Genomic DNA, 24,779 nt, shown 5'->3' with positions numbered 1-24,779 from the left:
CGACAGCACAGTCGAGGGAGACACCCGGGTCGAGCAGAAGAGTGGGGCAATGGACGCAGACGTGCTCGTGGTGGGGGCCGGCTTGGCCGGACTGGTGGCAACCGCCGAACTGGCCGACGCGGGAAAGCGCGTGCTGCTCCTCGACCAGGAACCCGAGCAGAACCTGGGTGGTCAGGCCTTCTGGTCCCTCGGCGGACTGTTCATGGTCGACACGCCCGAACAGCGTCGAATGGGCATCAAGGATTCTGCGGAGCTGGCGTGGCAGGACTGGCTCGGCACAGCGACGTTCGATCGCGGCATCGACGACCCTGCAGGGGAAGACTACTGGGGTCATCGGTGGGCCAGGGCATACCTCGATTTCGCGGCAGGTGAGAAGCGGTCGTGGCTCCACGCTCAGGGAATGAGATGGGTCCCCATCGTCGGATGGGCCGAGCGCGGCGGTTACCTGGCCGAGGGGCACGGAAATTCGGTTCCGCGATTCCACCTGACGTGGGGCACCGGGCCGGGTGTCGTCGCGCCGTTCGAGCGCCGCGTACGTGAGGCTGCCGACAAAGGACTGGTGCGCTTCGGTTTTCGGCATCGGGTCGACGGATTCGTCGTCGACGGGGGAGCGGTGGTCGGAGTTCGCGGTGCGATGCTCGAAGCCAGTGCAGCGGAGCGAGGGGCAGGAAGTACCCGCGTCGAAGTGGGTGAGTTCGAGCTCCGCGCCGGTGCCGTGCTGGTGACGGCAGGTGGAATCGGGGCCAATCACGATCTGGTGCGCGAGAATTGGCCGGCGCGGCTCGGGACGCCGCCGAAGTCGTTGATCTCCGGAGTGCCCGAACACGTCGACGGCCGAATGCTCGGCATCACCGAGAAGGCCGGCGGCCGTCTGGTCAACAAGGACCGAATGTGGCACTACACCGAAGGCATCAAGAACTGGAACCCGATCTGGAAGAACCACGGCATCAGAATCATTCCGGGACCGTCGTCGATGTGGTTCGACGCCCGCGGGCAACGGTTTCCGGTTCCGAACTTCCCTGGATTCGATACGCTGGGAACGCTGAAAGCGATCCAGGACAGCGGTTTCGAGTACTCGTGGTTCGTACTGACCCAGAAGATCATCGAGAAGGAATTCGCGTTGTCCGGGTCGGAACAGAACCCGGACATCACCGGCAAGAACCTCAAGCTCGTTCTCGGGCGGGTATTGCCCGGTGCCAGCGAACCGGTGGAGGCATTCAAGAAGAACGGCGAGGACTTCGTCGTCGCCGATTCTCTCGAAGAATTGGTCCGGGGCATGAACCGAATCACGGGCGAGGACTTGATCGACGGTGTCGACCTCAGGCGTCAGATCGAGTCGCGAGACCGTGAGGTGGACAATCCTTTCACCAAGGATCTGCAGATCTCGGCCATCCACAATTCCCGGCGCTCGCGCGGTGAACGCATCGCGCGGACCGCTGCACTTCACAAGATTCTCGATCCCAAGTCGGGTCCGCTCATCGCGGTGCGGTTGAACATCATCACCCGAAAGACGTTGGGCGGCATTCAGACCGATCTCGACGGTCGCGTTCTCGACTCGATGGGCACTGCCGTCGAGGGGCTGTGGGCTGCCGGTGAGATCGCCGGATTCGGCGGCGGCGGTGTGCACGGCTACCGGTCCTTGGAAGGAACCTTCCTCGGTGGATGCATCTTCGGCGGACGACAGGCAGGGCGAGCCCTGGCGGCGCAGGCGTGAGAGCGCCGCGTTCGCTCGGTAGACCCCCACTGCCCGATGCGGCCGAGATCGCCACCACAGCATCCGCGAATCCCCGATCCCCGGTCTCGGTCTCGTTTCTCGGGGTGAGCACGATGCTGTTCGACGACGGCGAGTCGGCGATCCTGACCGACGGCTTCTTCTCGCGTCCGTCCCTACCGAAAACCCTTCTGCTGCCTCTACGTTCGGACGGCCCGAGAATAGACAGTGCGTTGGGTAGAGCCGGCATCGGGACGCTCGACGCGGTGGTGTGCGCCCATTCTCATTTCGATCATGCCCTCGACTCCGCAGCGGTGGCGCTGCGCACCGGCGCGGCCCTGGTCGGTGGTTCCTCGACTGCACAGATCGGGCGGGGCGCGCAGATGCCCGAGGGTCGCATCACCGTCGTCGCCGACGGTTCCGCGGTCGAACTGGGTCATTTCACTGTCACGTTCGTCGAGTCGGTTCACTCGTATCCGGACCGAGCTCACGGGACGATCGACCGGCCACTGCGGCAGCCTGCTCGGGTGCGAGCGTTCCGGTGCGGTGAGGCGTGGTCGATGGCAGTCGAGCACCGTCCGAGCGGCAGGCGGGCTCTCGTTCACAGCAGCGCCGGGTTCCGAGCGGGCATGCTCGACGGCCTTTCCTCCGAGGTGGTGTACCTGTCCATCGGTCAGCTGGGGCGCCGAACACGCGAGTACATCGACGAGTATTGGCGGGAGACGGTGTTGTCGGTGGGGGCTCGGCGCGTCGTGCTGACGCATTGGGACGACTTCTTCCGGCCCCTCGACAGGCCGTTGCGGCCGCTGCCCTACGCCTTCGACGACATGCGCACCTCGCTCGACGTATTGACCGCCTGTGCACGCAGAGATGGGGTCGACCTGCAGTTGCCGACGCTGTGGCGGCGTGCGGACCCCTGGGCAGACATGGTCTGAGGCACCGAACGGGAGCGACCGAAATGCGCGGCGGTCGTCGAGCAAGATAGGGCAGGGTATCCTCTCCTCTTGTTCGTCCTCCCGCTCAGTACGTCGAGAAAGTTCGGTCACCCCGTGAAAAAAAGTACGAGGCGCGTCGCTGCCCTCTCGTCGCTGGTTCTTGCTGCAGGTCTGATCACCGCATGTGGTGAGTCCGAGGAGGTGTCGCAGACCGCGGCCACGGGCGGCGACGGCAAGACCGTCTACCCGCTCGTACTCGACAACTGTGGCCAGTCGGTGACCGTCGACGCTCCGCCGCAGCGAGTGGTGTCTCTCGATCAGGATTCCACCGAGATCCTGCTGTCGCTCGGTCTGCAGGATCGCATGGTCGGGACAGCGTCGTGGACGGATCCGATCCGCGAGAATCTCGCCGAGGCGAACGCATCCGTTCCGCGGTTGGCAGACAACGCGCCGACCTACGAGGTGGTGCTCGACACCGACCCGGATTTCGTGACCGCGTCGTTCGGCCGCCATTACAAGCAGGGCGGTGTCGCAGACCGTAGCCGCTTCGCCGAATCGAACATCGAGACGTATCTCGCACCCACCGACTGTGACAACGGCCTGAGCGTCAACGGTGGCAATCCCCGGACGACCCCGTTGACCATGGACGCGCTGTATCAGACCATTCGCGAAACGGCCGAGGTGTTCGACGTCCAGGAACGCGGTGAGAGCTTGATCAGCGAACTGCAAGGCCGTCTGGACGCGGCCACATCGGGCAACGACAAGACCGGTGAGAGCATCGCGTTCTGGTTCGCAGACACCAAGAGCCCGTACTTCGCCGGCCGCTCCGGAGCGCCTGCCCTCCTCGCCGATCAGGTCGGTGCCACCAACGTCTACTCCGATCTGCAGGACGACTGGGAAGCGGTCGGGTGGGAAACAGTGGTGGACCGCGATCCGTCCGTGCTGGTGCTCGGAGACCTACTCCGCAATCGGTTCCCCGGGGACAAGCTGGAGGACAAGATTGCGTTCCTCGAATCGGACCCGGTCACCAGCACGATGGACGCGGTGAAGAACAAGCGGTACATCTCGCTGCACGGCGCCGAGATGAACCCCTCGATTCGGCTGGTCGACGCCGTCGAGAAGCTGACCGCAGGACTGAACCAGATCGGGCCTCGGTCCTGAGCGCCACCACGGCCGAGCCGAGCGTCTCGGCGAAACGACAGATCGGCCTGCCCGCCGTCATGATCGGCGGGGTTCTTCTTCTGGTCGTCTCCGTGGCGATCGCGATGACACTCGGGCCGGCGCAGATCTCGCTGGTCAACGTGCGTGACGTCGTGCTCAACCACCTGGGACTGGCGGACATCCCCGTCCGGGTGTCCAAGAACGCGATCGTGTGGGAAGAGCGGCTCCCGCGCAGCCTCGTGGCAGCTGCGTGCGGCAGCGGCCTCGGGATCTGCGGGGTCATCATGCAGTCGCTGCTCCGCAATCCGCTCGCCGACCCGTTCGTGCTCGGCATCAGTTCCGGCGCGTCGACGGGAGCGGTGCTGGTCGGGATCCTCGGAGTCGGTGGGGCCGCGCTCGGACTGTCCGGTGGCGCGTTCATCGGGGCACTGGTGGCATTCGGACTGGTGCTGCTTCTCGCTCAACTCTCCGGCGGCAACAACGACCGCGTGATTCTGGCCGGAGTGGCGTCGACCCAGTTGTTCTCGGCATTGACGTCCCTGGTGATCTTCGCGTTCGCCGATTCCGACGAGACCCGCGGCGTCATGTTCTGGCTGCTGGGCTCGCTCGAGGGTGTTCGCTGGGACGACGTGATTCTGTGCGCCGCAGTCGTCGCGGTCGGGACAGCCGTCTGCTTCTACTACGCATTCGTGCTCGACGCGTTCTCGTTCGGCAACGAGGTGGCGTCCTCACTGGGCATCCCGGTACGCAAGGCTCGCATCGCACTCCTGGTCGTGACCGCCCTCATCACGGCCACCTTGGTGAGTGTGGCAGGGGCGATCGGATTCCTCGGGCTCGTGTTACCGCATGCAGCGCGGTTCCTCGTCGGCTCGAGGCACGGTCGGCTCGTGCCGGTCACGGCATTGATCGGGGCGGTCTTCATGGTCTGGGTGGACGCGGTGTCACGCGTCGCGTTCGCGCCGACGCCGCTGCCGGTCGGCGTGGGCACCGCACTGGTGGGCGTCCCGGCATTCATCGCCATCCTGTCCAGACGGAAGAAGGCGTCATGACACTCTCGGCAACCGATGTCACGTGGCGTCGCGGCGGTGTGCTGGTCGTCGACGGCGTGTCCCTCGAGCCCGGCCCGGGCGATACCGTCGGGCTGCTCGGGCCCAACGGATCCGGCAAGTCCTCGCTGCTGCATCTGATGAACGGTGCCGTCAGGCCGACGTCGGGTGTGGTGACCCTCGACGGAACCGAGCTGTCCGCGATGCGTCGCAAGGACGTCGCGAAGATCGTGGCCGTGGTGAGTCAGCACGCCGACACCGACTTCGACATCACCGTCGCCGACGTCGTACGGCTCGGCCGCATTCCCCATCGAGGAGCGTTCGGCGGAGACGCAGCTGCAGATGCGGCGGCCGTGGATTCTGCACTGCGGCATACGGGTCTGGCAGGAAAGGCTCATTGTCTGTGGCATCAGCTGTCCGGCGGAGAACGGCAGCGCGCGCAGATCGCGCGCGCCCTGGCTCAGGAGCCGCGGGAACTGCTGCTCGACGAACCGACCAACCATCTCGACATCCATCATCAGCTCGAATTGCTGGCGCTGGTCGCACGGTTACCCATCACGAGCGTCATCGCACTGCACGATCTGAACCTGGCGGCGATGTTCTGCACGCAACTCGTGGTGTTGTCCGAGGGCCGGGTGGTGGCAGCAGGCGCACCCGCCGACGTACTCACCGAGGAGTTGATCGCGCGGGTGTACCGCGTGCGTGCCCATGTGACCCTCGATGGACCGAACAACAGTCCGTCGATCCGATTCGAGCCCGGCCTCGGGGCGCACGTGTAACTCGACCTGCCGATCGAGTCGACTGGTTTCACCATCGACCATCACCGTCAACATCGCCGAAACATTTCTCGCGCACGATGGTCGCGCCGAAACATGGTGCGATGCGACGGAGATGTCGCCGAGCACGACGGAAACTCGATCGAACGGTGAGCGCATGACAGAACGACCGACCGCAACGGACCGGGAAGCCGAACCCGGTGTACGCCGAAAGCCTTGGTATGCATCGCTTTTCGTGCAGTTACTGATCGGCATAGTCGGAGGCATTGCGATCGGGTGGCTCTGGCCGGGCCTGGGTGCAGACCTCAAACCACTGGCCGACGGCTTCATCAAGCTCATCAAGATGCTGATCGCCCCGATCATCTTCTGCACCGTCGTCATCGGCATCGCCCATGTGGGCGACCTCAAGTCCGTCGGCCGCATCGGCGTCAAGGCCCTGGTCTACTTCGAGCTGATCACGACGTTCGCGCTCGTGTTCGGCCTGGTGGTCGGCAACATCGTCAAGCCGGGCTCCGGGTTCTCCATCGACCCGCAGACCTTGGCCACCGGTGCCGAGGCCGTCGACCAGAAGACCGGCAGCGGCGAATTGCCGCACACCGTGGACTTCTTGCTGAACATCATTCCGACCTCTGTGGTGTCGGCATTCGCGGAGAACGCGCTACTGCAGGTGCTGTTCTTCGCCGTGCTGTTCGGCTTGGCCTTGGCGAAGTTCGGTGAGAAGGGCCCGCCGATCGTGCTCGAACTCGTCGATCACATCAGCCACATCTTCTTCACCATCATCGGTTGGATCATGCGCCTGGCACCCATCGGTGCCTTAGGGGCGATGGCATACATCGTCGGCCAGTACGGCATTTCGTCGCTCGGTAGCTACGGGAAACTGATCGCGTGCTGCTATCTGGCTGCCGTGTTGTTCATTCTCGTTCTCGCGGCCGTCGCGCGGTACTTCGCCGGAGTCAACCTCTGGAAGTTCCTGCGGTACATCAAGGACGAGTTGTTCCTCGCCCTCGGAACGGCGTCGACGGAGGTGGTACTGCCGCGCATCATGGTCAAGCTGACCGAGGCAGGGTGCTCCCGCACGACCACCGGTCTGGTGGTTCCGACGGGATATTCGTTCAACCTCGACGGAGCAACCCTCTATCTGTCGATCTGCATTCTCTTTCTCGCGCAGGCTCTCGGCGTCGACCTGACACTCGGAGAGCAGATCGCTGCGGTGTTGATCCTGATGCTGACCTCCAAAGGCATGGCCGGAGTACCGGGTTCGTCGTTCCTCGCATTGTCGGCGACCGTTGCGGCCATCGGGCACGGGTCCATCCCGGTTGCGGCCGTGGCGTTGCTGCTCGGTGCCGACCGGATCATGGACTCCATGCGAGTATCGGTGAACCTTCTCGGCAACTGCGTCGCGACATTCGTCGTGGCGAACTGGGAGGGCCAACTCGACAAAGACCGAATGCGCAGAGTGCTCGACGGTGAGGAGGTACCGCCGTTGGAGGCGATCGAGGAGTCGAAGGACTACGAACCGGTCGGATCCGAGCCGGAATCGGTATCGATCGGGGGAACCTCGAAGGCGAGCAACGCCACGTCGTCCTGAAGTCCGTCACCGAACGAGGCCAACAATTCGGTCAGATCGTCGACGATCTTCGCCGCGGAGGTCCGGCCTCGTTCGGCGGCGAATGCGTGCAGACTGCCGTCGTCGTCGAAACGAGTTCGGCCCGGGCCGACGATCGCCTCGGTCAGCCCGTCGGTGTAGAACGCCAACACGTCACCGGGCTGCATCGTCACCGTCGCCGAGGCGAAGTGCGGTTCGGTGAGGGCTCCGACCAACTGCCCCCCGGTGGTGTCCACGAATTCGACGACGCCGTCGTGCGCGATACGAAGAGCCGGCGGGTGGCCTCCGCTGGCGAGGTGCACCACGGCACCGTCGGGTCCCGGCGCGACGGTACCGAAGACCACGGTGCAGAAACGCGGATCGTCGCCGTGAAACTCGTGGTGGAGCACCGTGTTGAGGTTCTCGAGTACGGCGATCGGATCCCGATCGAAGACCGCTGCGGCCCGCAGCGTGTATCGAGTCAGGGACGTGACGGCAGCCGCGCCCGCTCCTTTTCCGCTCACGTCGCCTAGGAAGAAACCCCACGTCGCGTTGTCGAGGGGAAACACGTCGTAGAAGTCGCCGCCTACTTCGTCGATGGACGCGGGGTGGTAATGGGCCGCCACCTGCATGCCCGTCGGCGCGGACAGGATCGGCGGCAACAGTGTGCGTTGCAGAGTCGACGCCAGAATCTGTACCTGAGTCTTCTCTGCTTCCGCCAACTTGCGGGCTTCCTCCGACGCGCCCAATGCATCCTGAGATCGGTCGAGAGCTGCTTCGGCGTCGTCCTGAGCTGCCTCGGCATATATCCGCGCATCCATCAGGTGCTGCTCGCGGACTCGGCGCTCGGTCTCGTTGTGCAGCGTCATGGTCACCGTCGTCGCACCGGACACCGCTCGCAAACTGTTGGCGAGCATCGACACCGCCGTCTGTGAGCCCGATGCGGGTGCGCCGGTGAGTTGCGCCGTCACTCCGATGGGCGAGTCGGAGTCGGACGACGTGGCTGCCGCGAGCAGTTCGCGCAAAACCGGTGCGAACTCGGGGCTGAAAAGATCCGTGACTGCGGTGCCGACCAGATCGTCCCGACTCAGTGCCGTGATGCGAGCGGCCGCCGCGTTGGCGTAAAGGATGTCGCCGGACGCAACGTCGATCGAAAAAACCCCGCACGGTGCGGAGTCGAGTAGTTCGGCAGCCGAGGCGGTCATGGCTTCTCCTACCAAGATTACGAGGGGCGGCCGGTTGATTCGGCCGTGACTGGGTTCCGCCACACTGCGGTGACCACGGTGCCCAGACCCGGACGGTGGTCGACGGTGAGGTCGTCGGACACTGCCTCGGCGAGCTGAAGCCCGTGGCTTCGTGTGGTCGTCGGTGCCGGCGGACGCCACGTGCCGGTGTCCGAGACGGTGACGGTCAGCGTCTCGCGTTCGTACGCTGCGGTGATCGTCATCGTCCCCGGTTCGGGCGCGGAGCTGTAGGCGTGTTCGACGACGTTGGCCAGGGCTTCGTAGGCCCCGAGAGCGATGTCGTCCACGAGAGTCCGATGCACTCCCAGGTCGAGCGCCCAACCCTGGAGTCGGCGCCGAGCGGCGCTGGCAGCAGCAGCCTCAGCGGTCGCAGTGTGACTCCACCGACTGGCGGGCTGTGAGTGGGACGTCATCGGCCACCCTCACTGTCGACCGCGCTCGACTGCACGTGCGCCACAGCCTCGGGAACGGTGGTGAAGGTGGCCATCACCCGGTCGATTCCGCTGAGCTGAACCGGGCGAACGACCACCCCGTCGACGGCGACCAGTGCCATTCGCGACGATTCGGGCAGCCGGTCGGACACTCGGACCAACACGGTGATGGCGCTCGACGACAGAAAGCTCACATCGGTCATGTCGACCACCAGTCCGCGTTCCGCGGCGTCGGCCGCAGGGAACGCAGCGGCGGACAAGTGGGGGATGGTATCCAGGTCGAGTTCGCCTCTGACTGTGATGACGGTTGTCGCGTCGTGCACATCCGAAACGATCTCGAACTGTCCTCCGGTCGGGTCGTCAGGCATACGGCCGAGGTTACCTGTCATCGTGTCCGATTCACGATCCAGGCGCGTCGACGAACAGCTCGCCTGCACCCAGTACGTCGAGGACCATGCGCACCGAACGGGCCGGCGCGTGGATGACGATCTTGCCCGGGTGGGTGTAGGTCGCGTCGACGATGGCATTCGCGACTCCCGAGTAGACGAACGACACCTCGGACAGGTCGATCGTGACCACGGAGGAAACGGCGGCCAGGCGATCGAGGCCGTGGACGAACTCGGCCCGGGTCGACATGTCGAGTTCACCGAAGGCGCGCAGGATGTTGTTCCCGTCGGAACGGACGATGGTGTCGAGTCGGAACTCGGCTTCGTCGTCGCGAACGGCGTTGTCCATGGTGGCAATGCTCATCGACATGTCGAGACCTCTTCCGGAGAAGTGCGCGGCCGGCTGGTGTCTCCGCCTGCTCGCCGGTTTGTTGTGTAGTCAACGATGCCAGTGCGAGATGTCGGACGGTGATGTCGACGATCTCGAGTCGGTAACGAAAGATCTCGTTTCGATAACGCCGTCATCGGGTCAGGAATTCGATCAGTGCACTGGTGACTTTCTTTCGCGCCCATCCGCTCGCCCCGCGCTGGCCGAGTGCGGCCCGAGCGGCGTTGGCCCCGGCCGCACCGTGGACTCCGCCCCCGGGGTGGGCGGACGCGGACCCGAGGAACAATCCTTCCACCGGGGTCTCCGCGCGCCCCAATCCTGGCGTGGGACGAAAGATCAACTGCTGCTGCAGTTGTGCGGTACCGCCGTTGACCGCACCGCCGTGCAGGTTGGCATCGGCGCCGTGCAGATCACTCGGTCTCTGCACCACCCGTCCCACCACCGAATCGGCGAATCCCGGGGCATGCTGTTCCAACACCTGATCGACGCGGTCGGCGACGGTCTCGGCGGCCGAGTCGTCGACGACGCCGCGCGGCAGGTGTGTGTAGGCCCAAGCGCTTTCGGTGCCCTCGGGCGATCTGGACCGGTCCGCTGTGGTCATCTGGCCGAACAACATGAACGGGCTCTGCGGGAGAACCCCGGTCGTGAGATCGGCCGCCCAATGGACCAGGCCGTTGTCGTCCGCACCGAGGTGGACGGTGCCTGCGTCGGCCAAAGATGCCGAGCGCCAAGGTATTCGACGGTCGAGAGCGTAGTTGAGCTTGACCACCGGGGTGTCCCACTCGAACGTACGTAAGTCGTCGTGCACGCGACGCGGGACCGCATCGAAGGGCAGCAACGACCCGTACAGCGCGGGGGCCGACACGTCGGCAACGATCGCTCGACGAGCGCGGAACGTCTCGCCACCTGTCGTGTGCACGGCGCGTGCACGACCGCCCCGCACGTCGATGGACTCGACGGGTCGACTGCACGTCAGCACAGCACCCGAGGCCTCGGCCCGGCGAATCAACGCGTCGGTCAATGCCGACGATCCACCTACGGGCGCCGGATACCCGACGTCCTGCGCGAGCATCGTCAGCAGATATCCCATCATTCCGCTCACCGGCGCGTCGGTGGGTACGTCGCCGTGCATCGCATTGCCCAGGAGCAGGCACCGCGCGGCCTCGCTGTGGAACAGCTCGTGGGCCATCACCCGTGCAGGCAACGCAGCGAACCGGACGAAGCGCAGTGTCTCGGAGACGCCGAGAGTGCGCGCCAATCGTGCTGCCGGCAGTACCGGTGGAAACGGCCCGAAGAGCGAACCGAGCAGGGGAGTGCGAATACGTTCCCACTGCTCGAACAGGCGCAGCCACGTGTCACCGTCGCGTACGTCGTGCTCACGCAACAGAGCAGCGGTCGCCTCGACGTCGTGATGGACGACCGGAGCGTCGGTGTCCTCCGGGGATCGCGCGTGGCCGTAGACCGTCGGCGAGTGAGACCACGTCAGTCCGTGACGCTCGAGCTCGAGTGCTGTCATGGCGGGCGAGGACACAGCCAGCGGATAGAACGCGCTGAACAGGTCGCTGGTGAATCCAGGAACCAGTTCGGCACTGCGGACGGCTCCGCCGGGTAGTTCTGCCGCCTCGAGAATCACGACGTCCCACCCCGCGTCGGCCATCGCCGCGGCGGCGACCAATCCGTTGTGACCGCTGCCTATCACGACTGCGTCGACCTCTGTGGTGGTCATCGGGTGATGCTCCTGGGTTCGGTCGCGGTCTTGTTGCTCACAACCCTACCGACGTAGTACAGCGCGATTCCGACTGCGAGCAGCAGCCCGGCGCGGAGCCACGTGGCCGCGGACTGCTGAGTGAGCAGCACGGCGCACGTGATCAACGCCAGGACGGGAAGCGCCGTCGGCGTTCGAAAGTGGTCGGTGTCGGATCGGTCCCGACGCAGCACGAGCACGGCAATGTTGGTACTGATGAAGACGAACAACAGAAGCAGCACCACCGTTTCGGCGAGTGCGGCCACGGAGCCGGTGGTGCACAACACCATTGCGACCGCAGTGGTCGCGACAATGGCCGCCCACGGAGTCTTGCGGCCGGGCAGCACCTTGGCCAGGGCGACCGGAAGCAATCCGTCGCGGGCCATGCCGAAGGTCAGTCTCGACGCCATGATCATCGTCAGCAAGGCGCCGTTGGCGACGGCCACGAGGGCGACCAGACTGAAGACCCATGGTGGGATTCCGGCGTCGGCGGCGTCGACGACCTCGAGCAGCGGACCGGTGGACTGGGCCAGCGTATCCGCCGGAACGACCGTCGAGACTGCCAGACCGACCAGCACATAGACCACTCCGGCCGTCGTGACGGCTCCGAGCAGAGCCCGGGGATACACCCGCCGCACATCCTCGACCTCCTCGGCGATGTTGGCCGAAGTCTCGAACCCCACGAACGAGTAGAAGGCGAGCAGAGCCGCCCCCAGCACTGCCAGCGTCGGCGTGGTGTCGTCGGTGAATTCGAGCACCCGTGACGGTGCGCCGTCGCCGCGGCTCAGAACGAGCCCGGCCAGGGCGATGATCACGACGAGACCGGACACCTCGACCACCGTCATACCGAGGTTGGCCCGGAGAGATTCGGTGATGCCGCGGGCATTGAGAAGTCCGACGAGAAGTAGGAAGACGACCGCCGCAGGCACGGCGGGCACATCGAGAAACACTGCGAGATAGTCGCCCGAGAAGGCCAGCGCCAGACCTCCCGCGCTCGTCACGCCAGCCGCGAGCATCGAGAATCCGACGAGGAACGACACTATCGGTCGCCCGAAAGCTCGCTGCGCGAACACCGCCGCCCCGCCCGCTCGGGGGTACTTGGTCACCAATTCGGCGTAGGACGCCGCAGTGAGCAACGCCATCAGGAGAGCGAGCAGCATCGGCAGCCAGATCGCTCCGCCGACCTCACCCGCGATTTCCCCGACGAGAGCGTAGATCCCGGCACCCAGCACATCACCGAGAATGAAGACGAACAACAACTTGCCCGAGATCGCCCGGCGCAGTGGCGTCGACGACCCGTCGGACTCGGAGCCGTCCGGGTGGACGCTCGGACTGTGGTCGGACGCCATCAGTTCCGGTTCCCGCTTCGGGAGCTGGTGCTGGAGACAGATCGATTCGAACGACGCAGCGGGGATGTCATGGCAATCGCATGCCCGGTGTGTTCGGTCTTCAACCGTGTTCTCTCGATCGGTTGCAGCACAGACGTTTCGGCGAGCCGGCCGCGCCGGACGCGGCAGGTTCTACGGGTTCGATGCGCGTTCCGCCAACAGTGCGAGACGCCTCAGTGCCTCGGAATTTCGGGGGTGAGACAGCGCATGTTGAACCCGGTTGGGCACGAGCTCGAACGGCGGTGTGCTCGCGTGCTCGATCATTTCGATCGTGCAGCCGGTCGCTGTCGGGTGCAACCGGACGGTGATGGAGGCGCGTCCGAACGGCATGGCCCTGGCTTCCAGCTGTAATTCGCGGTTCTCGTGAACGGCGACCGAGCGCGTGACGTCGCTGAGCACGAGCGGCCAGGCCCCGACCGAATGGTGGATGACACTGCCAGGAGCAGGCCACGCCGCGTCGACCGCTCTGATTCGGGATGCACCGACCACCCACATTGCGTAGGACCAGCCATCGGCAAGAACGTTCCACACGTCCTCGCATCGAGCTGTGGTGTCGCGTTTCGTCGTCACGCTCGGACCTCCGTCGTCATCTCGGTACGCCGCTACGCCGAACGAAAAGCGTTGGTATGCCGCCGTTCTCGGGGCACACGTACGGCGGTTGCGCAGTGGGGGACCGGCCTGGACTCGACTCGGATATCGGTGACGCTACCTGCCGCTGAGCCGGGGCACAACGCGGCAGCGGGCCCGGCGCACGCGGCTTCTCGACCACCCGGCGCGGTATGGGGCGTCGGTTGCCATAATGGGCCGATGTCGACAATCGCTTACGTGATCGCAGGTTCGGAAGCCACCGGCGGGGCCGGTCTGCAAGCAGATCTCAAGACGTTCGAGCGGTTGGGGGTCTACGGGGTCGGCACCATCACGTGCATCGTGTCCTTCGATCCGAAGGCCGAATGGGGCCACCGCTTCGTGCCGATCGACAGTTCGGTGATCGCAGATCAAATCGAAGTGGCCACCGCCGCTCACGATCTCGATGTCGTCAAGATCGGCATGCTGGGCACCCCCGCCACCGTCGCCACGGTCGCGGAATCACTGCGCCTGCAGCCGTGGCGTCATGTCGTGGTCGATCCCGTGCTGATCTGCAAGGGGCAGGAACCCGGTGCGGCTCTCGACACCGACAATGCGCTCTGTCGCGACGTTCTTCCGCTGGCCACCGTCATCACACCCAACCTGTTCGAGGCGACGACGTTGTCCGGAATGGACTCCATCGACACCGTCGAGGATCTCGGTGAGGCAGCCAGGAGGATCGCCGACCTCGGCCCCCAGTACGTCGTGGTCAAGGGTGGTGCCGGCCTACCCGGAGACGAAGCCGTCGACGTCGTGTTCGACGGACAGGACCTCACCGTCCTGCGCGCCCCGAAGATCGGCGACGAGAGGGTGTCCGGCGCTGGATGCGTGTTCGCAGCTGCCATCACCGCCGAGCTGGCCAAGGGATCCGGCGTGCTCGACGCAGTGGCCACGGCAAAGGACTTCGCGCATGCCGGCATCGTCGGCCGGTTGTCGAGCCACGCTCCGTTCGCTGCCGTCGCCTGGCAGAACTGAGCCCGCCGGCCCGGATATCGATCACGGGTCTGCCTCGAGTGCTGCGAGGCTTCATGTTTGGACGGGTTCGCCGCGGGGACACTGACGTAATCGACGTGTTCCTGCAGGCCCGGAATGCGTCGCCGGTGAAGCGAACAGCAGTCGAGGAGACACCATGGCCCAACATGACCCCGCCGGCTCCGGTGCCGAAGCGAACGACGACGACCGCACGATGCGCGGGCACGCCGGGGAAGCGATCGTCGACGCGCGCAACTGGCCCGGCTACATCTGTATCGGTCTCGCGCTGGTCAGCCTCGGACTGACCTTGACTGCGGCCGGCTACGGTTTCGAGGGGTGGGCGTGGACGGGCGCGGTCCTCGCGCCCGTTCTGCTCGTCGCAGGCACGGTTCTGGTGTTGCTCGAGCGTCGCCGGGTCAAGGCACAGGAAGGCAAGAGCCTCACCGACCCTGCGGGGCATTGATCGAGCCCGATCTCGGCAGGAGTGGCACGTCGTCGATCGGCGTCGGCGTGGAACTGAACGAGCTGGCACTCTCGATCGGCGCTGCGCCGCCGATTCGTTCCGTGCGAGTGACCGGGGCAAGCGACGACTCGCGAACGGTTCGTCCCGGTGACCTGTACGTGGCGTTGCCCGGCCGCCGAGCGCACGGCCTCGACTTCGAGCTCGAGGCCAAGGCCCGAGGGGCAGTGGCGGCGTTGTCGGACCGGGCCTCGACGGTTCTGCCGACACTCGTCGTGCCGAACCCGCGCCGCCGGGTCGGGGAGGTGTGCGCTCGAATTCATCGGTTCGCGCACCGAGACCTGGATCTGTACGGGGTCACCGGGACCAACGGCAAGACGAGCACCACCCTGCTGCTCGGAGCCGGGCTCGCTGCGGCGGGCGACTCCGTGGCGACCATGACCGGAATCGGTTTGGCGGGCCCGCGCGGCGCGGAAGAATCGGCCAGAACCACACCCGAGGCCGCCACCGTGCATCGGACTCTGCGCCGTTTCCGGGACGAGGGTGCTACGGCGGTTGCCCTCGAGGTGTCCTCTCACGCCGTCACCGAGCACCGCGTCGACGGCCTCCGTTTCGCGGTGATGGGGTTCCTCAATCTCACGCCGGATCATCTGGATTACCACGGAGACATGGACAGTTACTTCGCCGCGAAGGCCGAACTGTTCTCGGCGCACCGATCGACACGCGCTGTGGTCAACGTCGGCGATCCGCACGGCAAAATCCTGGCGGGACGCCTCGATATTCCCTGTTGGACGTGGTCCACGGCCGATCGCGATGCCGATGTTCGCGGCGAGAACATCGAGTGCACCGACGTCGGAACGTCCCTGACAGCGCGAACCCCGATGGGCGATGTCGAAATCCGCCTACCTCTGCTGGGTCCGCACCAGGCCGAGAACGCTCTGGCCGCACTGACCATGGCGTTGGCGGCCGGCCGCGACATCGCAGCAGTCGCGGCAGGACTCGAACGCCTCGACGCCGTTCCCGGCCGCCTCGAACGTGTAGACGTCGGACAGCCTTTCCTGGCCGTCGTGGACTACATGCACAACACCGCAGGTCAGCGGGCGCTGCTGCCTTTCGTCCGCAGCGTGGTCTCGGGTCGACTGATCGTCGTCGTCGGGGCGACGGGCGAACGTGACCCGGGTAAGCGCTTCCCGCTCGGGCGAACGGCAGCCACGTTGGCAGATGTGGTGATCGTCAGCGATGAAAGTCCGCTGTCGGAGGACCCGGGCACCATCCGAGCCGCAGTGGAAGAGGGCGCTCGGGCTGCACGCTCAGCGGTGGTGGTAGTGGAAGCCGACCGACGTCGTGCCGTGGAGCACGCTGTCGCCATTGCTCAGCCCGGGGATGCCGTGGTCGTGGCTGGACGGGGCTGCGATGCCGAACAGGTGTACGGCGACCACATCGTGCGATTCGACGACCGTGAGGTGTTGCGTGACGTCCTCGCCGCCCACGTGGCGCGGAGTTGAACGCGCTACCGCTACTGCGCCGCGGACGTACGTTTCCGAGCGGATTTGTCTGCTCGACGCTGCGCGAACCTGCCGGCGGACTTCAGGGCCTTGGATACGACATTGGCTCTGCCCGTTCGCTTTTCGAGGCTCACGCCGGCAAATGCCAGGAGCCGGGCAGCAATGGGCAAGCCGATCGCGACGACAAGGTAGCGGTAGAGATACTTGCGGGCCAGCAGCGGGATCATGCGGGAAGTCCTGTCGTGGGGGAGGTTGTCAGCGGACGGCCCGTCGAACCTTGAATGCTGCTGTTGCCGTCAGCGCGATGATCGCTCCGACGACGGCTGCACCGAGCATTGCGACGCCCTGCCCGAGATCGAAGTTCCAGCCGAGGAAGTTGATCGTGCTGTGAACGGTGTTCTGCAGCACGAAGATGACCAGTGCTGCAACGAGCACGACCGTGACGAGGAGGGCCAACTTCGAGGCGAATCCGCCGCGGCGCTTGGTGGTTGTGGTGTCCGATGTTGCAATCATGAGGGTTCCGTTCTGTGAAGTGGAAGGTGAGCAGAAACCGAGTGCCGCCGATCGCGGTGACCGGCGGCACTCGATGCGGGGCTGCTGGTTACTTGAAGGTGTCCTTGATGTTCTCGCCGACCTTCTTGACGCCGGCCGAACCCTGATCCTTCTTGCCCTCGGCTTCGAGGTCCTTGTTGTCGGTTGCGTCGCCGACAACTTCCTTCGCCTTGCCGATGGCGTCTTCTGCTGCGTTCTTGGCCTTGTCGATGAAGCTCATGGTGTGCACCTTTCGGGTGGCTGTGATTGTTGGTAACGGATACTTAGTCGGTTTTCGAGGCCGAAAGCAAACGTCACGGGAAAGTGATCTGCATCACTTGAGCGACCGCGGCGGTCAGGTGAGGGAGACCAGCTCGGTGATGTCGTCGTGCGGGAGTTCGCCGTCGACCACGGCTGTGACCACGGAGCTGTTCAGCGTGATGGCACCCTTGTGGTTGTCCAGGAATGCGGTATCGGCGGCATCGCGGCCTACCGAAATGCGAACCAGAGTGGACCGCGGTGCCAGGCACGTGGCGTCGACGACACGCCACTGGCCGCCGACGAATGCCTCGGCGACGGCATGGAAATCCATCGGATCGCATCCGGGCGCGTACACGGCCACGAGGCGGGCAGGAACATTGACAGCGCGGAGCATCGCGACGACCAGATGCGAGTAGTCGCGGCACACTCCCTGGCCTGCTAGCAGCGTGTCGACGGCTCCGTCGATCGGATCACTGCTTCCTGGAACGTAATTCAGGCGTGCGCCCACCCAGGCGGAGATCTTGGCCAGCAGTTCCTCGGAATCGGCGTAGTCGCCGAATTCTGTTGCGGCGAAACCGTAGAACTTGTCTGCTTCGGCGTAGCGGCTGGGCCGAAGGTAGAGCGACATGTCGTAGTCGGTGACGGGGGCCGGGGTGGTGTTGCCCAGGATGGTGGCGTCGTACGAGACCTGTAAGTTGCCGACGTCGGCGGGCATGACGTGAATGCGGTTGCCGTGCGGTCCGCTGACCTCCTTCGCCTCGACGGGATTACCGTCGAGAACGAAGGAGAGCGATTCGGTGACCGTCGTACCGGGGTGCGGTGCGATGGCGATCTGGAATTCGAGAGTGGTGGCGGCGGTGATGTCTACATCGAGGCGCGCGGATACGTCGCGTTTGAGCATGAGGACTCCTGGCAGGTGGGGGCGGGTGAACCTGCTGCCAGTACCCGTATCCGCCGAAACCAATCGCCCCTGGTCACCGAGTGATCAACGCCACCCCAGTGCGGGGGCCACGTCGCGCAGCAGCGTCTCCAGAACGTGTGCGCAGTACTCCACACCCAACTGGTTCGGGACGGTGAGCAGCAGAGTATCCGCGGCGGCGATCGCCTCGTCCGCTGCCAGTTCTTCGATCAGCCGATCGGGCTCACCCGCGTAGGTCTTGCCGAAACGAGCCTTGCCGCCGTCGAGGTAGCCGACTTGGTCGTCGCCGCTGCCCTCTCGGCCGAAGTAGGCGCGGTCGAGATCGTTGACGATCGGAAAGATGCTGCGGCTCACGGATGTTCGAGGAGCGAAGTCGTGGCCCGCGTCGCTCCACGTCTTGTGGAAGCGTTCGATCTGTTCGGCTTGCAACTGATGGAAAGGCACCCCGGTGTCTTCGCTGAGAAGTGTGGAGCTCATCAGATTCATGCCCTGGCGCGCCGTCCACTCGGCCGTCTCGCGGGTGCCTGCGCCCCACCAGATGCGTTGGCGCAGACCCGGTGCGTGAGGTTCGAGGCGCAGCAGGCCAGGCGGGTTGGGGAACATCGGCCGCGGGTTCGGCTGAGCGAAGCTCTTGCCTTCCAGCAGATCGAGGTAGATGCGGGTGTGCTCGCGAGCCATGTCTGCGTGGTCGGAGCCCTCCGCGGGGGAGTATCCGAAGTGGCGGTACCCCTCGATGACCTGTTCGGGCGATCCCCGGCTCACACCGAGTTGCAACCGCCCGCCCGAGATGAGGTCGGCAGAGCCGGAATCCTCGGCCATGTAGAAGGGATTCTCGTACCGCATGTCGATGACGCCGGTACCGATTTCGATGGTGCTCGTCCTGGCTCCGACGGCGGCGAGCAGCGGAAACGGTGACGAGAGCTGGTTGGCGAAGTGATGGACGCGGTAGTACGCACCATCGGCTCCGAGTTCCTCGGCCGCGACCGCGAGGTCGATCGACTGCAACAGCACATCCGATGCCGATCGGGTCTGCGACTGCGGGGACGGTGACCAGTGTCCGAAGGACAGAAATCCGATCTTCTTCATCGTGCGCTCTTTCGTTGAAGGATCAACTATGTTCGTACGACTCAGCGCTCAGCCGGGTCGATTCATTCCCCGGTGCCGGCACTACGCCCCGATACCCGCCGTCAACAACTTCGCCAGTTCGAGGTAGGCGTCGCCGTCACTCAGGCCGGTCAGGCGGAACACCTCGCGCGTCTGGATGCGCACCATGACCGAGGATGCGACGTCACCGACGAATGCCGCATGGACGTCGCGTACCTCGCCACTGGCCACACCCTCGCTGATCAGCTCCTGGACCCGTCGTGCCGCGATTGCGGTGTTGCGTTCGTACACCGAACGGGCCGATTCGAGCGACGCGAGATCGGTCATGAATTGCTCGGACGCAGATTCCAGAGCGGCACCGACTGCGGTGAGATACGTGGTGATGCGGTTGCGGGTTCCGTCGACCTCGGCGACCGCATTCTCGACCTGGGTGGTCATGGACTTGAAGTAGTGCACGGTTGCGCCGCCCACCAGCTGATCCTTGCTCGACGCCAACGTGTACAAGGTGGATTTGGAGCAGCGGAGGCGAGCCGCGATGGTGTCGAGCGTCAGGTGAGCGAACCCCTCGGCCAGGAACAGGCTGACGAGTTGGTCGAACAATTCCGAACGGCGAGCCGTGGCATGCGAGGTCACGGGTGCGTTCACATCCAGGATGGTACTGCATCGCCTTGTGCAGTACTGTGCATCAGTACTGCGGATCATTCTTCAGTACTGATGCCGAACATCCCGGAGGTTCTAGTGCCCGTCGCTCGTCTGTTGCCCACCGCCGAAGCGCGCGACCTTCTCGCGCTGACCCGCGATGTGGCAGACAAGGTGCTCGACCCGATCGTCGACGAACACGAGCGCAACGAGACCTATCCGACGGGAGTGTTCGCCACTCTCGGCGAAGCCGGACTGTTGAGCCTGCCGTACGCGGAGGAATGGGGCGGCGGAGGTCAGCCGTACGAGGTGTACCTCCAAGTACTCGAGGAATTGGCATCACGATGGGCGGCCGTTGCAGTCGCGGTGAGCGTGCACGGTTTGGCCTGCTATCCCGTGATGGCGTTCGGTACCGATCAGCAGAAGGCCGAGAAGCTTCCCGACATGCTCGGCGGGTCGCAGATCGGTGCCTATTCGCTGTCCGAGGCGCAGGCCGGTTCCGACGCAGCGGCCCTGAGTTGCAAGGCGAGCGCGGCCGACGGTGGGTACACGGTCAACGGGTCCAAAGCATGGATCACCCACGGCGGTGTTGCCGATTTCTACAACCTGTTCGCCCGCACCGGCGAAGGCTCCAAAGGGATCTCGTGTTTTCTAGTTCCCGACGGGACCGAAGGCCTCAGTTTCGGCAAGCCCGAGGAGAAGATGGGGTTGCATGCGATCCCGACCACGTCGGCGCACTACGACAACGTGCACGTTCCCACCGAATGGCGCATCGGAGCGGAAGGCCAAGGACTGCAGATCGCCTTCAGTGCGCTGGACGCCGGAAGGCTCGGAATCGCCGCTGTCGCAGTCGGAATCGCCCAGGCTGCACTCGACGATGCCGTGAAGTACGCGCAGGAACGCACTGCGTTCGGCAAGAAGATCATCGACCATCAGGGTCTGGGGTTCGTGCTGGCGGACATGGCCGCCGCAGTCGACTCCGCACGCGCGACCTATCTCGACGCGGCTCGCCGTCGGGACGCCGGACTTCCTTACTCCCGCAACGCTTCTGTGGCCAAGCTGATCGCTACCGATGCGGCCATGAAGGTGACGACCGACGCCGTGCAGGTGTTCGGCGGGTACGGCTACACCAGAGACTTCCGCGTCGAGCGCTACATGCGCGACGCCAAGATCACGCAGATCTTCGAGGGCACCAACCAGATTCAGCGTCTCGTCATCGCCCGATCACTCGCGACCAACTGACCATCCGCACCTTGCTTTCCACACACACGTAGGGGACATCTGAATGACGACAACCGAACCCGATATCCATACCACTGCGGGTAAATTGGCCGATCTTCGTAAACGTCTGGGGGCTGCGGAGATGCCGTCGGGTGAGGCGGCGGTGGAGCGGGTCCACGCGAAGGGCAAGTTGACCGCGCGTGAGCGGATTACCGCTCTGCTCGACGAGGGCTCGTTCGTCGAACTCGATGCGTTGGCGCGGCACCGATCACAGAATTTCGGGTTGGGGGACAATCGCCCCTTCGGTGACGGTGTCGTCACCGGCTACGGCACGGTCGATGGCCGTGATGTGTGCGTGTTCTCCCAGGACGCGACCGTCTTCGGCGGCAGTTTGGGGGAGATCTACGGCGAGAAGATCGTCAAGGTGATGGACCTGGCGATCAAGACCGGGCGGCCGTTGGTGGGCATCAACGAAGGCGCCGGGGCCCGCATCCAGGAAGGGGTGGTCTCCCTCGGGTTGTACGGGGAGATCTTCCACCGCAACGTCCGCGCATCCGGGGTGATCCCGCAGATCTCGGTGATCATGGGCCCCGCCGCCGGTGGGCACGTCTACTCCCCAGCGTTGACCGATTTCGTGGTCATGGTCGATGGCACCAGTCAGATGTTCGTCACCGGCCCCGATGTCATCAAGACCGTCACCGGGGAGAACGTGACGATGGAAGAGCTCGGTGGCGCGCACACCCACATGGAGAAGTCCGGTGTCGCGCACTACGTCGCGTCCGGGGAGCAGGACGCCCTCGACTACGTCCGCGACCTCCTGTCGTATTTGCCGTCGAACAATCGGGCCGATGCCCCGCGGACGGTGGCGTCGGATCCGATCGTCGGGGCGATCGAGGATTCGTTGACGGCGGAGGACCTCGAACTCGACACTCTGATTCCGGATTCGCCGAACACTCCGTACGACATGCACGAGGTGATCCGCCGGATCCTCGACGACGACGAATTCCTCGAAGTCCAGGAGGGTCGGGCCCGCAACATCATCGTCGGGTTCGGGCGGATCGACGGCCGGTCGGTGGGGATCGTGGCCAATCAGCCCACCCAGTTCGCCGGCACGTTGGATATCGATGCCTCGGAGAAAGCAGCCCGGTTCGTCCGCACCTGTGATTGTTTCAACGTTCCGATCATCACGTTGGTCGATGTGCCGGGGTTCCTGCCCGGGACGGGCCAGGAATACAACGGCATCATCCGGCGTGGGGCGAAGTTGTTGTATGCCTACGGGGAGGCGACGGTCGGGAAGATCACCGTCATCACCCGTAAAGCCTATGGCGGGGCGTACGACGTGATGGGCTCCAAGCACATGGGTGCCGACGTCAATTTGGCGTGGCCGACGGCGCAGATCGCGGTGATGGGGGCCTCGGGTGCGGTCGGGTTCGTCTACCGCAAGCAGTTGCTCGAGGCCGCGAAGAACGGTGAGGACGTCGATGCGTTGCGGCTGACGTTGCAGCAGCAGTACGAGGACACGCTGGTCAACCCGTACGTCGCTGCCGAACGTGGATATCTCGATGCGGTCATCCCGCCCAGTCACACCCGCGGGCAGATCGTGACCGCGTTGCGGCTGCTCGAACGCAAACAAGTGACCCTGCCCCCGAAGAAACACGGAAACATCCCACTATGAGCGATGAAGCGAATCTTGACGCAGTGAGCGGCGAAGCGAATCATGCTGCCGCGTCCGCCAGTTGGTCGTTTCGCGGAAGTCCGACGGACTCCGAGATCGCTGCTGTCGTTGCGGTTCTGACTGCCGCGCAGTCGTCGGTGGCCGAGGACGTGCCGGCCCCGATAGATCTGTGGGGTCGACCGGAAGATATGCATCGTTACGGACTCGCCAGTGCCCCAGCTCTTTTCGTCAATGCCCGATTCGGCCAGTGAAGGACTTCGCACAGATGACCACCTCTACCTCCCATAAGAAGATTTCCAAGGTTCTTGTTGCCAATCGTGGTGAGATCGCGGTTCGGGTGATCCGGGCGGCCGCTGATGCCGGGCTGGCCAGTGTCGCTGTGTACGCCGAACCCGACGCCGACGCCCCGTTCGTCCGCCTGGCCGACGAAGCATTCGCACTCGGCGGACAAACCTCCGCGGAGTCGTACCTGGTCATCGACAAAATCTTGGACGCGGCCGCCAAATCCGGAGCCGACGCCATCCACCCCGGCTACGGATTCCTCTCCGAGAACGCCGACTTCGCCCAAGCTGTCATCGATGCAGGACTGATCTGGATCGGACCGTCCCCGCAGTCCATCCGCGATCTCGGCGACAAGGTCACCGCCCGCCACATCGCCGCCCGCGCCAAAGCCCCCTCGGTCCCCGGCACCTCCGAACCGGTCGTAGATGCCGACGAGATTTTGGCGTTCGTCGACGAACACGGCCTCCCCATCGCCATCAAAGCCGCCTTCGGTGGCGGCGGACGCGGCATGAAAGTCGCCCGCACCCGCGAGGAAATCCCCGAACTGTTCGACTCCGCCACCCGCGAAGCCGTCGCCGCATTCGGGCGCGGGGAATGCTTCGTCGAACGCTACCTCGACAAACCACGCCACGTCGAAGCCCAGGTCATCGCCGACCAACACGGCAACGTCATCGTCGCCGGCACCCGCGACTGCTCCCTGCAACGCCGCTTCCAGAAACTCGTCGAAGAAGCACCCGCCCCGTTCCTCACCGACGCCCAACGCAAAGAAATCCACTCCAGCGCCAAAGCCATCTGCCTCGAAGCCGGCTACTACGGCGCCGGGACCGTCGAATACCTCGTCGGCCAAGACGGCCTCGTCAGCTTCCTGGAAGTGAACACCCGGCTGCAGGTCGAGCACCCCGTCACCGAGGAAACCTCCGGCATCGACCTGGTGCTGCAGCAGTTCCGCATCGCCAACGGCGAAGAACTGACGATCACCGAAGATCCCGAACCGCGGGGGCATTCGTTCGAGTTCCGGATCAACGGCGAAGACGCCGGACGCGGGTTCCTGCCCGCCCCCGGACCGGTCACCACCTTCACCGCCCCCTCCGGCCCGGGAGTCCGCGTCGATTCCGGTGTCGAATCCGGCTCGGTGATCGGCGGCCAGTTCGATTCGATGCTCGCCAAACTCATCGTCACCGGAGCCACCCGCGAGGAAGCCCTCGCCCGCTCCCGCCGGGCGTTGGCCGAATTCACCGTCGAAGGCTTGGCGACGGTGATCCCGTTCCACGCTGCGGTGGTCTCCGATCCCGCGTTCATCGGCGACGGCGACTCCTTCTCGGTGCACACCCGGTGGATCGAAACCGAATGGGACAACCAGGTTCCCCCGTTCACAGCCGGGCAACCGATCGACGACGACGAGGCCCTGCCGCGGCAGTCCGTCATCGTCGAGGTCGGGGGCCGACGCGTCGAGGTCTCCCTGCCGGGCGAACTCACCCTCGGCGGTGGCAGCGGCGGAAATGCCGGTGCGGTGCGGCGCAAGCCCAAGGCCCGCACCCGTGGCGGTGCCGGAGCCGGCGCAGCCTCCGGTGACTCGGTCACCGCACCCATGCAGGGCACCGTGGTCAAAGTCGCCGTCGACGAAGGCCAGGAAGTCGCCGCCGGGGACCTCGTCGCTGTCCTGGAAGCGATGAAAATGGAAAACCCCGTCACCGCCCACAAAGCAGGCACCATCACCGGCCTGAGCGTCACCGCAGGCGACGCCATCACCCAAGGCACCGTCCTCGCAGAAATCAAGTAGGGGAGTACCTT

The 24,779-nt window shown here is 65.0% G+C and carries 26 protein-coding genes; 13 read left to right on the top strand and 13 right to left on the bottom strand.

Annotated features, from left to right (window positions below):
- Positions 1-49 precede the first annotated feature (49 nt).
- The 6 genes from J1M81_RS15155 (at position 50) to dctA (ending at position 7,217) form a co-directional block, all read left to right on the top strand.
- Positions 50-1,714 carry an FAD-binding dehydrogenase gene (locus J1M81_RS15155; RefSeq protein WP_206498281.1) on the top strand — a complete coding sequence of 555 codons (1,665 nt, stop codon included), beginning with the start codon at positions 50-52 and terminating at the stop codon, positions 1,712-1,714.
- The gene (locus J1M81_RS15150; protein WP_283348323.1) at positions 1,711-2,646 is read left to right on the top strand and encodes an MBL fold metallo-hydrolase; all 936 of its coding nucleotides are present in this window, start codon (positions 1,711-1,713) and stop codon (positions 2,644-2,646) included. The genes J1M81_RS15155 and J1M81_RS15150 overlap by 4 nt, the downstream gene beginning before the upstream one ends.
- 114 nt (positions 2,647-2,760) lie before the next feature.
- Positions 2,761-3,807 carry an ABC transporter substrate-binding protein gene (locus J1M81_RS15145; protein WP_032388834.1) on the top strand — a complete coding sequence of 349 codons (1,047 nt, stop codon included), beginning with the start codon at positions 2,761-2,763 and terminating at the stop codon, positions 3,805-3,807.
- Positions 3,808-3,866: 59 nt separating this feature from the next.
- Positions 3,867-4,856: an iron ABC transporter permease gene (locus J1M81_RS15140; protein WP_080729059.1), complete on the top strand. Its 990-nt coding sequence runs from the start codon at positions 3,867-3,869 to the stop codon at positions 4,854-4,856.
- Positions 4,853-5,632: an ABC transporter ATP-binding protein gene (locus J1M81_RS15135; protein WP_206498279.1), complete on the top strand. Its 780-nt coding sequence runs from the start codon at positions 4,853-4,855 to the stop codon at positions 5,630-5,632. The genes J1M81_RS15140 and J1M81_RS15135 overlap by 4 nt, the downstream gene beginning before the upstream one ends.
- A 154-nt stretch (positions 5,633-5,786) precedes the next feature.
- Positions 5,787-7,217, top strand: a complete 1,431-nt coding sequence (dctA, locus tag J1M81_RS15130) for a C4-dicarboxylate transporter DctA (RefSeq protein ID WP_206498278.1) — start codon at positions 5,787-5,789, stop codon at positions 7,215-7,217.
- Here the strand turns inward: dctA and J1M81_RS15125 are convergent.
- From J1M81_RS15125 to J1M81_RS15095, 7 genes are all read right to left on the bottom strand, one after another.
- The gene (locus tag J1M81_RS15125; RefSeq protein WP_072692246.1) at positions 7,139-8,419 is read right to left on the bottom strand and encodes a PP2C family protein-serine/threonine phosphatase; all 1,281 of its coding nucleotides are present in this window, start codon (positions 8,417-8,419) and stop codon (positions 7,139-7,141) included. The genes dctA and J1M81_RS15125 overlap by 79 nt on opposite strands.
- Before the next feature lie 17 nt (positions 8,420-8,436).
- On the bottom strand, positions 8,437-8,871 hold the full coding sequence (locus J1M81_RS15120) for an ATP-binding protein (protein WP_032368860.1): 435 nt from the start codon (positions 8,869-8,871) through the stop codon (positions 8,437-8,439).
- On the bottom strand, positions 8,868-9,257 hold the full coding sequence (locus tag J1M81_RS15115) for an STAS domain-containing protein (protein WP_032373089.1): 390 nt from the start codon (positions 9,255-9,257) through the stop codon (positions 8,868-8,870). The genes J1M81_RS15120 and J1M81_RS15115 overlap by 4 nt, the downstream gene beginning before the upstream one ends.
- Positions 9,258-9,288: 31 nt before the next feature.
- Entirely contained in the window at positions 9,289-9,639 is a 351-nt protein-coding gene (locus J1M81_RS15110) for an STAS domain-containing protein (RefSeq protein ID WP_139278545.1), read from the bottom strand.
- Between the two features lie 157 nt (positions 9,640-9,796).
- The gene (locus J1M81_RS15105) at positions 9,797-11,389 is read right to left on the bottom strand and encodes an NAD(P)/FAD-dependent oxidoreductase (RefSeq protein ID WP_032372977.1); all 1,593 of its coding nucleotides are present in this window, start codon (positions 11,387-11,389) and stop codon (positions 9,797-9,799) included.
- Positions 11,386-12,756, bottom strand: a complete 1,371-nt coding sequence (locus J1M81_RS15100) for an APC family permease (protein ID WP_052061696.1) — start codon at positions 12,754-12,756, stop codon at positions 11,386-11,388. Before J1M81_RS15100 ends, J1M81_RS15105 begins: the two co-directional genes overlap by 4 nt.
- Positions 12,757-12,927: 171 nt before the next feature.
- A complete protein-coding gene (locus J1M81_RS15095) occupies positions 12,928-13,365 on the bottom strand; it encodes an SRPBCC family protein (protein ID WP_027496188.1) in 438 nt (145 codons plus the stop codon).
- A 237-nt stretch (positions 13,366-13,602) separates the two neighbouring features.
- Here J1M81_RS15095 and J1M81_RS15090 point away from each other — a divergent pair, with 237 nt between their 5' ends.
- The 3 genes from J1M81_RS15090 to J1M81_RS15080 all read left to right on the top strand — a co-directional run bounded on the left by J1M81_RS15090 (position 13,603) and on the right by J1M81_RS15080 (position 16,356).
- Positions 13,603-14,394, top strand: coding sequence for a hydroxymethylpyrimidine/phosphomethylpyrimidine kinase (locus J1M81_RS15090; RefSeq protein WP_032401220.1), 792 nt, complete (start codon positions 13,603-13,605; stop codon positions 14,392-14,394).
- A gap of 154 nt (positions 14,395-14,548) precedes the next feature.
- On the top strand, positions 14,549-14,854 hold the full coding sequence (locus J1M81_RS15085; protein ID WP_027496190.1) for a membrane protein: 306 nt from the start codon (positions 14,549-14,551) through the stop codon (positions 14,852-14,854).
- The gene (locus J1M81_RS15080) at positions 14,851-16,356 is read left to right on the top strand and encodes a Mur ligase family protein (RefSeq protein ID WP_206498277.1); all 1,506 of its coding nucleotides are present in this window, start codon (positions 14,851-14,853) and stop codon (positions 16,354-16,356) included. The genes J1M81_RS15085 and J1M81_RS15080 overlap by 4 nt, the downstream gene beginning before the upstream one ends.
- An 11-nt stretch (positions 16,357-16,367) precedes the next feature.
- Here J1M81_RS15080 and J1M81_RS15075 read toward each other — a convergent pair whose 3' ends face one another.
- From J1M81_RS15075 to J1M81_RS15050, 6 genes are all read right to left on the bottom strand, one after another.
- Positions 16,368-16,583 carry a hypothetical protein gene (locus tag J1M81_RS15075; RefSeq protein ID WP_027496191.1) on the bottom strand — a complete coding sequence of 72 codons (216 nt, stop codon included), beginning with the start codon at positions 16,581-16,583 and terminating at the stop codon, positions 16,368-16,370.
- Between the two features lie 28 nt (positions 16,584-16,611).
- A complete protein-coding gene (locus tag J1M81_RS15070; protein ID WP_176456997.1) occupies positions 16,612-16,869 on the bottom strand; it encodes a lipopolysaccharide assembly protein LapA domain-containing protein in 258 nt (85 codons plus the stop codon).
- Between the two features lie 88 nt (positions 16,870-16,957).
- Positions 16,958-17,128: a CsbD family protein gene (locus J1M81_RS15065; RefSeq protein ID WP_008718579.1), complete on the bottom strand. Its 171-nt coding sequence runs from the start codon at positions 17,126-17,128 to the stop codon at positions 16,958-16,960.
- A 114-nt stretch (positions 17,129-17,242) separates the two neighbouring features.
- A complete protein-coding gene (locus J1M81_RS15060; RefSeq protein WP_027496193.1) occupies positions 17,243-18,049 on the bottom strand; it encodes a transglutaminase family protein in 807 nt (268 codons plus the stop codon).
- Between the two features lie 84 nt (positions 18,050-18,133).
- Entirely contained in the window at positions 18,134-19,153 is a 1,020-nt protein-coding gene (locus J1M81_RS15055) for an LLM class flavin-dependent oxidoreductase (protein WP_032401221.1), read from the bottom strand.
- An 81-nt stretch (positions 19,154-19,234) separates the two neighbouring features.
- Positions 19,235-19,816: a TetR/AcrR family transcriptional regulator gene (locus tag J1M81_RS15050; protein WP_230074079.1), complete on the bottom strand. Its 582-nt coding sequence runs from the start codon at positions 19,814-19,816 to the stop codon at positions 19,235-19,237.
- A 93-nt stretch (positions 19,817-19,909) separates the two neighbouring features.
- Here J1M81_RS15050 and J1M81_RS15045 point away from each other — a divergent pair, with 93 nt between their 5' ends.
- From J1M81_RS15045 to J1M81_RS15030, 4 genes are read left to right on the top strand one after another with little or no spacing between them, the layout of a single operon-like run.
- On the top strand, positions 19,910-21,052 hold the full coding sequence (locus tag J1M81_RS15045; RefSeq protein ID WP_027496195.1) for an acyl-CoA dehydrogenase family protein: 1,143 nt from the start codon (positions 19,910-19,912) through the stop codon (positions 21,050-21,052).
- 43 nt (positions 21,053-21,095) lie between these two features.
- Positions 21,096-22,706 (top strand): acyl-CoA carboxylase subunit beta, encoded by a 1,611-nt coding sequence (locus J1M81_RS15040; RefSeq protein ID WP_045842009.1) that lies wholly within the window; start codon positions 21,096-21,098, stop codon positions 22,704-22,706.
- Positions 22,703-22,957, top strand: a complete 255-nt coding sequence (locus J1M81_RS15035) for an acyl-CoA carboxylase epsilon subunit (RefSeq protein ID WP_052061692.1) — start codon at positions 22,703-22,705, stop codon at positions 22,955-22,957. Before J1M81_RS15040 ends, J1M81_RS15035 begins: the two co-directional genes overlap by 4 nt.
- 14 nt (positions 22,958-22,971) lie before the next feature.
- Positions 22,972-24,768 carry an acetyl/propionyl/methylcrotonyl-CoA carboxylase subunit alpha gene (locus J1M81_RS15030; protein ID WP_206498276.1) on the top strand — a complete coding sequence of 599 codons (1,797 nt, stop codon included), beginning with the start codon at positions 22,972-22,974 and terminating at the stop codon, positions 24,766-24,768.
- Positions 24,769-24,779: the final 11 nt, after the last annotated feature.

Source organism: Rhodococcus sp. KRD175 (assembly GCF_017168275.1).
Taxonomy (GTDB): domain Bacteria; phylum Actinomycetota; class Actinomycetes; order Mycobacteriales; family Mycobacteriaceae; genus Rhodococcoides; species Rhodococcoides fascians.
This window is presented reverse-complemented; position numbering and strand designations above follow the sequence as displayed.

Coding starts and splice junctions, on each gene's coding strand:
- J1M81_RS15155 (WP_206498281.1), top strand. CDS start 50: ATGGACGCAGACGTGCTCGTGGTGGGGGCCGGCTTGGCCGGACTGGTG.
- J1M81_RS15140 (WP_080729059.1), top strand. CDS start 3,867: ATGATCGGCGGGGTTCTTCTTCTGGTCGTCTCCGTGGCGATCGCGATG.
- J1M81_RS15135 (WP_206498279.1), top strand. CDS start 4,853: ATGACACTCTCGGCAACCGATGTCACGTGGCGTCGCGGCGGTGTGCTG.
- dctA (WP_206498278.1), top strand. CDS start 5,787: ATGACAGAACGACCGACCGCAACGGACCGGGAAGCCGAACCCGGTGTA.
- J1M81_RS15125 (WP_072692246.1), bottom strand. CDS start 8,419: ATGACCGCCTCGGCTGCCGAACTACTCGACTCCGCACCGTGCGGGGTT.
- J1M81_RS15120 (WP_032368860.1), bottom strand. CDS start 8,871: ATGACGTCCCACTCACAGCCCGCCAGTCGGTGGAGTCACACTGCGACC.
- J1M81_RS15115 (WP_032373089.1), bottom strand. CDS start 9,257: ATGCCTGACGACCCGACCGGAGGACAGTTCGAGATCGTTTCGGATGTG.
- J1M81_RS15110 (WP_139278545.1), bottom strand. CDS start 9,639: ATGAGCATTGCCACCATGGACAACGCCGTTCGCGACGACGAAGCCGAG.
- J1M81_RS15105 (WP_032372977.1), bottom strand. CDS start 11,389: ATGACCACCACAGAGGTCGACGCAGTCGTGATAGGCAGCGGTCACAAC.
- J1M81_RS15100 (WP_052061696.1), bottom strand. CDS start 12,756: ATGGCGTCCGACCACAGTCCGAGCGTCCACCCGGACGGCTCCGAGTCC.
- J1M81_RS15090 (WP_032401220.1), top strand. CDS start 13,603: ATGTCGACAATCGCTTACGTGATCGCAGGTTCGGAAGCCACCGGCGGG.
- J1M81_RS15085 (WP_027496190.1), top strand. CDS start 14,549: ATGGCCCAACATGACCCCGCCGGCTCCGGTGCCGAAGCGAACGACGAC.
- J1M81_RS15075 (WP_027496191.1), bottom strand. CDS start 16,583: ATGATCCCGCTGCTGGCCCGCAAGTATCTCTACCGCTACCTTGTCGTC.
- J1M81_RS15070 (WP_176456997.1), bottom strand. CDS start 16,869: ATGATTGCAACATCGGACACCACAACCACCAAGCGCCGCGGCGGATTC.
- J1M81_RS15065 (WP_008718579.1), bottom strand. CDS start 17,128: ATGAGCTTCATCGACAAGGCCAAGAACGCAGCAGAAGACGCCATCGGC.
- J1M81_RS15060 (WP_027496193.1), bottom strand. CDS start 18,049: ATGCTCAAACGCGACGTATCCGCGCGCCTCGATGTAGACATCACCGCC.
- J1M81_RS15055 (WP_032401221.1), bottom strand. CDS start 19,153: ATGAAGAAGATCGGATTTCTGTCCTTCGGACACTGGTCACCGTCCCCG.
- J1M81_RS15040 (WP_045842009.1), top strand. CDS start 21,096: ATGACGACAACCGAACCCGATATCCATACCACTGCGGGTAAATTGGCC.
- J1M81_RS15035 (WP_052061692.1), top strand. CDS start 22,703: ATGAGCGATGAAGCGAATCTTGACGCAGTGAGCGGCGAAGCGAATCAT.
- J1M81_RS15030 (WP_206498276.1), top strand. CDS start 22,972: ATGACCACCTCTACCTCCCATAAGAAGATTTCCAAGGTTCTTGTTGCC.